The organism is Atribacteraceae bacterium, assembly GCA_035477455.1.
GTDB lineage: Bacteria > Atribacterota > Atribacteria > Atribacterales > Atribacteraceae > DATIKP01.
Map to the genome: position 1 here is coordinate 40,538 of DATIKP010000094.1, position 6,987 is coordinate 47,524.

Below are 6,987 nucleotides of genomic sequence, written 5' to 3' on the forward strand. Positions count from 1 at the left end.
TTTGTTGGAACTCGTAGTTTTTATACTTCTATGCTCTTTACTTTCTATCCCTTCACCGCTCCCTTGGTCAGTCCGCCAACCAGTTGTTTCTGGACGAATAGGAACAAAACGAACACCGGGATGCAGATCAGGATCGAGGCGGCCATCAGGTTTCCCCAATTTGTTTCGTACTGGCCGACAAAATCAAAAATTCCTCGGGGAAGCGTCCGTTTGTCCATTGAGGTGATGAAGGTCAAGGCAAACATGAACTCCTGCCAGGTGATAAAAAAGACATAGGAAGCCGTAGCCCCGATGCCCGGCCGCATCAGGGGTAGGATTATCCGCCAAAACGCTTGCCAGCGGGTGCAACCATCGATCAACGCCGCTTCTTCGAGGTCCCGGGGTAGCGAAGCAAAGAATCCCCGTAAAAGCCAGACCCCAACGGGAACCGAGAACGTCAGATAGGCAATAATCAGGGCCAGGAAAGAGTCGATGAGACCAAGCCGACTCATAATCCGATACAAGGGAACGATAATCGCTGCCAAGGGGAAAAGTTGACTGAACAACAGTAACACAAAAAACCCCATTTTTCCTGGAAAATAGAGGCGGGCGAAGGCATACGAGGAGAAAATGGCGACGGCGATGACCATAAGCGTCGTCGAGGAAGCCACCAGGAAACTGTTGAAGAAATAGCGGATAAACATCGACCCCCGCCCGAAGACATGCAGGTAGTTCTCTATCGTCGGCCGTTGCGGTATGAGGTAGGGAGGAACCGTAAACTGTTCATCCGGGGCCTTCAGAGACATGGACAGCATCACGGCGAAGGGAAATAGCACAAAGGCCATCAGGAGCACTACAAAGATGGCGGTGGTGATGTTTTTACGGGTTTCCAGAGCCTTGTTCATTCCAGGCTCTCCCTGCGCAGGCTCAGGCGGATATAGAGCAAGCTGAAGATCAAGAGAAAGATAAAATTGAGAACTGCGAAACGGGAAGCGTCTCCAAAACGGAAGCGCCGGAAGCCCAATGTATAGATATAGGTGGGGAAAATGTGGCTGGTTTCAGCCGGGCCGCCTCCGGTCATTACATGGACCAGTTCGAAGTAATTGAAAGTCCAGATGAAGGTCAACAGCAAGGTAATGATTATGATCGGTTTCATGGTGGGAAGCGTCACGTGAATAAACTTTTTCCACTCCCCCGCTCCATCGATTTCTGAGGCTTCGTAGAGTTCTTCCGGAACGGTTTGGAGCCCAGCCAGGTACATCAGCGTCGAAAAGGGAAAACCTTTCCATATGGCGGCCACGATCACCGAGTACAGGGCTAGGCCGGGGAGGCTCAGCCAGGTAACCGGTTTCTCGATCAGACCTAAAACTCGCAGATAGTGATTGATCAAACCCAGTTGCGGTTCATACATCAAGCGCCAAACCATGGCCGCCACTACACCGGGCATTACCCAGGGCAAAATGACGATCCCCCGCACCAGGGTCCGCCCGAAAAAAGACCGGTTCAATACCAGGGCCGACCCCAGACCCAGCCAGAACTGGAAGAAGACAACGAGAATCGTCCACACCACTGAGTTGCGGAAAACGACGTAGAGCATAGGGGAGGTCAGCAGTCTCTGGTAAGCGCCCCACCCCAAAAACCGGGTTGCCGTAAGCGAGACATCGTACAGGCTCAGGTTGAATGTAAGCAAAAGTGGATAGATCAAAAGGACGGCCAGAAGAAACACCGACGGCAAAATAAACAGATACCCCGAAATCCATTCTCTTTTCATCGATCTAATCTTTCCAAGCAATACCGTGAGAAGTGAGAAGAGATAAGCAAGATGGGTCCTTCCATCCTAACCTCCGGATTTCCCAATAGCCGGGGCGGTAAACCCCGGCTATTGGATTCGGGTTATAATCTTTCGGCGTAATATTCGTCAAGCAGTTGATCAATCTCTCGTGCCGCATCGTCTAGAGCCTGCTGGACAGTCTTTTGCCCCAGAAGGATAGCGGTTGTCGCGCTACGCTGCACCTCAGCCAAGTCCGGATAGCGAGGGAAAATCGGCCGGTACAGGGCGGTGGTCAACTGACGGAGGATCACGTCCGGAAAGAGCCTTCTTTCGGTCAGAAAGGAAACCGCCGCTTCCTTGTTAGCCGGAGTCAATGAGGCGACTTTTTCGTTGACTTCTCTGCTGGTCCAGTGTTCGATAAATTTCCAGGCGGCGTCTTTGTAGGGGGTCTGCTCAAATATAACCATGTTCCAGCCGCCGAAAGTACCAATACTGGTCTTCCCTTCCGCCTTGGGGAAATTCCCCAATCCCCAGTCCATCTCCGGTGCCCGGGCCTTCACGGTGCTCTGGCCCCATTCTCCATACCAAAACATGGAAACCGATCCCGCGGTAAAGAGCATGAAGGAATCCTCTTCGCTACGGGCCACTTCACCGGCTGGGTTCACAGCCTGAAGGCTTTTGAAAAACTCCATGGCCTCGACACCGGCCGGTTCGTTGAGGACGGCCCGGGTAAAGTCTTCATTCAGAACCGATCCGCTATTGGAAAACTTCAAAGCGTTGGTGATGCACTGAATCGCGTCCCCGGTCCCGACAAAGAGCGCCGTTCCCCATTGATCGATGATCCCGTCCCCCGAGGTGTCCCGGGTGAGCTTGGTCGCGTATTCGTAAAAATCGTCCCAGGTGACCGGCGGGACTTCCGGGTCGAGTCCGGCGGCCCGGAAGTGGTCTTTATTGTAATAGTTCAACGCCCAGACGCCGACATCGAAAGGAATCCCGTAAAGTCGTCCCTTGTAAAGCGCGGAATCCCAAGCCCCGGAGAAAAACGCGTCTTCATTGACCGTTTCGGATGCGGCAACATAGTCATCGAGAGGAATAATAAACCCGGCTGAGGAAAATTCCGGGTTCCAGATCTGGTCCACGACGGCGACATCCGGCGGATTTCCCGCCATGGCGGCGATAAGGAGCTTGTCCCGGTATTCGACATAGGGAAACACGGTAAATTGGACATCGATGTCCGGGTAGATCGCCTTGAAATCTTCGAGCGCCTCTTCCTGGGCCCGCAGCAGATCGACATCGGCCTGCACCATCATCCACACATCCAGAGTGATTCCCTGGGCAAGCGCCATTCCGGAAAACACACCGAAAAGCAGAAGACCGGATAACAGAAACATAGCGAATTTTTTCATGACTCCAATCAACCTCCCTTGAGCAATAGTGTAACTGGCAAACACACAAACAATCCTCGCTAAAGCTGCGCAATCCCAATACGAAAGATTGTTTAACGATGTGCCTATCACCTCCCTTGGCCTCCGGATCCCCATTGGCATGCATTTCAACGTTTCTTCAAGCGTTTCCGTATTCCGCCACGATCCTCGCAACCAGCTTCACCCGTTCGATATCCCCCAGCGGCGATATCTCGTCAGAGATCCCCAGGATCAGATGTGGGCTGAACAGGTCGATGACCTGGCGGGTAGTGGATTCCAATTCCTCCTGAGAATACTCGGGCAGGAAATAGAGCATGGGAATACCGTCTAAAAGAACCATTTCCCCCATGGCTTCCTTGAGTTCCTCAAGGGTCACGTCCCCCTGGGGTAGTGGAGTGGCGGCTTCGATGCCATCAAAGCCGGGGTCTTTGAGCAGGGGGAGGAGGGGCTTGAGTATGCCGTCCAGATGGACGTGGCAGAATTTACCGGCCCGGTGCAGTTGATCGACACGCTTCCGGTAGTAGGGAACCAGGTATTTGGAGAAGATGCGGGGAGAGTTGAAACGGCCGTCGAGGTTTTCTCCGAAATTGAGAATGTTCACCGGGCATAAGGCTAGGACTTCAAACAACTCGTCTTCGGCTTCCTCGGTGATGCGCAGATACTCCCGGATCCGGTCGGGATAATCGTACAGCGCCAGGCTGGTCCCGGCGATCCCCAGGTATTCGAGATAGAGCCGCTGAAAAGGACTTCTTTCCCAGTAAAACTGGATTTCACCGCTTCCTCCCATCGCTTCCCGAGCCTGGTTATAGAAAGCGAAATCAAACCGGTAATGGGTATGACGGTAAATGTACTCGATCACCGTGAGATCTCCGGGGGTTTTCACCGGGTGTTCCAGATAATGCCAGGAAAGACCGTGTTCGGCCAATCCCTTGAGACCGGTCAGCTCGCCGACCGGGGTGATGAAGTCCACCCGGACCGTGTCTCTCTTCCGCGTTTCCCGGATCGCGACTCCGCCAGTGTATTCGGTACGAATATAGGTCCGGGGGGTGGAGATGTCGGTTCCCTCGTCGTAATAGTAACGAACCGAGGCAGGTAGGTCCCGGTACACTTCAAGAAGGCTCATGTCCCGGTAGGGTTTCGGTAAAGAACCGGTGACTTTGTTCACGTGGTACCAATGCTCGATTCTGGGTTGCCATACTATCCGGTCGACACTCCGGCGTTGAAAAACACTGATAATTCTTTCCCGATCGGTCATTTCGTGCTCAACCATAATTGCCTCCGGACGATTTACATTAACTGCTCAAAATAGTTGGTGATGACCCGACGGGCGGCGCCCAGGGCTACCGATTCCTTGCCGGCCTGGCTGGTGAAGATGGGCGTATCCCTGGCTGCGAGGGAAAAAATGTTTTCCCGGGCACTCACGATAGCATTTTCACACACGAACGGGCACCGCCGACTTATTTCTCCCCCAAGAACCACCACATCGGGGTTCAGCAGGTTAATGGCTCCGGCCAGACCCAAACCGAGGACCTTTCCGGCTTCGGCAAGGACAGAGCGGATCACCGGGTCGCCGGAAGCGAAATCCTCCAGGATCGCATCAAAATCATGGATGGCCTCCGGGACATCCGGTTCAGACCGGCACCAGCCCAGCCTTTTTGCTTCCCGCACGATAGCCGCCGTCGATGTATATTGTTCGATACACCCCAGATTACCGCAGTAACAGGGAATCCCGTGCCTTTCGACGATCGTGTGTCCGAATTCACCAGCCAATCCGTCGCGACCCCGCCAGAGTTTTCCATCGGAAACGATCCCCCCTCCGGTCCCCCAGTCGAGATACGCATAAAAAAAGCTTTTATACTCGCGACCCCACCCGAATATTGCTTCAGCCAGGGTGGATGCCCGCGCGACGTTTTCGATAAACACCGGGTAAGGAAAGAGGGGGGGGAAAATATCGTTTACATTCGTCTGGTGCCACCCGTAAAAGAACGAGTTTCGTACTCTGGTGGAGGACTTAAAGAGATACCCGGGCGTTCCGATTCCCACTCCGACAACCCGGTCCGGATCAATACCCAAAGTGACCCGAAGTCGTTCCACCTCAAAAGAGACCTGGCGGGCGATAGAAAGCGGCCCCTCCGAGATGTCCGGGACCAGCGAACTACGCTCCAGGATATTTCCCATCAAATCACAGCAAATTACACTGCTTTGCCGGGACACCTCCACTCCGAAAACATAGCGGTGGGTAGCGTTAATTTCAACCAGCAGCGGTTTACGACCACCGGAAGATTGCCCTTTTCCAACTTCCCGGAGTACATCCTCCGCGATCAGGGTGTCGACAATCCGGGATACAGAGGGAAGGGACAGGCCGATTTTTTTCGAGAGCTGGGTCCGAGAGAGCGGGAAGTCCTTCTCGATCGTCTTGAGGATATTCTTACGGTTAATTTTCCGGATCAAAGGCGGCTGTCCGCACATTGCTTTTCCATCCAATACCGCAATAGATTGAGGAGATTTTCTTACTAAATCTTTGTAAGTATGTTATCAGCATAAGCTACTTCTTTGTCCCTGTCAACCAGAGTTCTCGTGAATAAGAAGTTCAAAGGACCGACTTCCCAGATCTTGGCCAACCCATCTGGGACGAAACGGAAAGGTGAGTTCACCTAGTCAGATCCAGGGGCGAACGATGGATCACTGATGGGTCCGATGGGGTTATGTGGGGAATCTGCCGCTTCGACCGATACCATTTTTCCCGGTTAAGACCGCCGCGGTCATCCCAGGGACTCGCCTTCCTGTTTCTGATTGGCGACATACAGGGCGAAACGGATGGATGAGGCTTTGGAATCGGGCGTTCCGGAGCGGGAAGGAAGGGCGGTGGGGTAGGCGCTCCCCCAAAGGAGCGAAGCCGTTCGGAAACCGGCGAAATAGACCAGGGATTTTCCCAGGATGTTCCCGGCGTCGAGGTCGGGGACGATTAGGATATCCGGATGCCCGTTGAATTTGCCCTGGATCGACTTGAGTTCCATCGCTTCCGGGCTTATGGCGTTATCCAGAGCGAGCGGTCCCTCCACCAGACAATTGGGAATCTGCCCCCGCTGGTTCATCACGCTTAAGCAGGCGGCATCGACGGTGGAGGGGATACGCGGGTTCACCTTTTCCAGGGGGGCGAGGACAGCGACCTTCGGCTCGCTGATCCCCATCGCCCGGCAGAAGGCCACACAATTAGCGATAATTTTCACTTTTTCACTCAGATCGGGGGCGATGATCAGGGCGCCGTCGCTGAGGACCAGGAGTTTGCCGGAACGGATGTTTTCGAAGATCCAGACCTGGTTGATCAGGGTGTTGTGTCCTTTTTCTTTGTTATGGGCCAGGATCGCGGCCAGGAAGGAAGGGGAATTGACCATGCCCTTCACCAGGATATCCGCCTCTCCCCGGTCACACGCGCGCAGGGCTTCCCGGGTCATTGCCTCATTGCCACGGCTATCAAGGACCCGGTAATGAGCGGGATCAAACGAGAGTTCCCGGAGCGTTCGCATAATTCTCTCCGGATTGCCGATGAGTAGAGAAGTCAGATTGTCGGAGACCCGACAGGACTCAAGGGCCAGCAGAGTGTTCTGGTCCTCACCGCCCGGAACGGCGGCCACCCGGTGTCTTTGATTCGATGGGATTTCTGAAAAGGTTCTGATCATGAGCTGGCTCTCCCTTCAGTCAATCAATGTCCTCGCTTTCGGGCTTATGAAGAAACTGTCTAGTGGTCTCGTTACACCATCCGTTTATATTTTTCTTTTTCTATCATAGAACAATTTCCTTCCGGAATCACAT

6 protein-coding genes are annotated in these 6,987 nt (G+C 53.7%); all 6 read right to left on the bottom strand.

The window, feature by feature from the left end; all coding sequences use genetic code 11:
• Positions 1-44 precede the first annotated feature (44 nt).
• Positions 45-884, bottom strand: coding sequence for a carbohydrate ABC transporter permease (locus tag VLH40_05905; GenBank protein HSV31537.1), 840 nt, complete (start codon positions 882-884; stop codon positions 45-47).
• Positions 881-1,750 carry a sugar ABC transporter permease gene (locus tag VLH40_05910; protein ID HSV31538.1) on the bottom strand — a complete coding sequence of 290 codons (870 nt, stop codon included), beginning with the start codon at positions 1,748-1,750 and terminating at the stop codon, positions 881-883. Before VLH40_05910 ends, VLH40_05905 begins: the two co-directional genes overlap by 4 nt.
• A 122-nt stretch (positions 1,751-1,872) precedes the next feature.
• On the bottom strand, positions 1,873-3,156 hold the full coding sequence (locus VLH40_05915; GenBank protein ID HSV31539.1) for an ABC transporter substrate-binding protein: 1,284 nt from the start codon (positions 3,154-3,156) through the stop codon (positions 1,873-1,875).
• 157 nt (positions 3,157-3,313) lie between these two features.
• Positions 3,314-4,444, bottom strand: coding sequence for a uroporphyrinogen decarboxylase family protein (locus VLH40_05920; GenBank protein HSV31540.1), 1,131 nt, complete (start codon positions 4,442-4,444; stop codon positions 3,314-3,316).
• Positions 4,445-4,461: 17 nt separating this feature from the next.
• Positions 4,462-5,643 (bottom strand): ROK family transcriptional regulator, encoded by a 1,182-nt coding sequence (locus VLH40_05925; GenBank protein ID HSV31541.1) that lies wholly within the window; start codon positions 5,641-5,643, stop codon positions 4,462-4,464.
• A gap of 293 nt (positions 5,644-5,936) precedes the next feature.
• Entirely contained in the window at positions 5,937-6,854 is a 918-nt protein-coding gene (locus tag VLH40_05930; GenBank protein ID HSV31542.1) for a phosphate acyltransferase, read from the bottom strand.
• Positions 6,855-6,987: the final 133 nt, after the last annotated feature.

What these genes read in the sequence shown, in the direction of transcription:
- VLH40_05930 (HSV31542.1), bottom strand. Translation starts at nt 6,854, where the DNA reads ATGATCAGAACCTTTTCAGAAATCCCATCGAATCAAAGACACCGGGTG.
- VLH40_05920 (HSV31540.1), bottom strand. Translation starts at nt 4,444, where the DNA reads ATGGTTGAGCACGAAATGACCGATCGGGAAAGAATTATCAGTGTTTTT.
- VLH40_05905 (HSV31537.1), bottom strand. Translation starts at nt 884, where the DNA reads ATGAACAAGGCTCTGGAAACCCGTAAAAACATCACCACCGCCATCTTT.
- VLH40_05925 (HSV31541.1), bottom strand. Translation starts at nt 5,643, where the DNA reads ATGTGCGGACAGCCGCCTTTGATCCGGAAAATTAACCGTAAGAATATC.
- VLH40_05915 (HSV31539.1), bottom strand. Translation starts at nt 3,156, where the DNA reads ATGAAAAAATTCGCTATGTTTCTGTTATCCGGTCTTCTGCTTTTCGGT.
- VLH40_05910 (HSV31538.1), bottom strand. Translation starts at nt 1,750, where the DNA reads ATGAAAAGAGAATGGATTTCGGGGTATCTGTTTATTTTGCCGTCGGTG.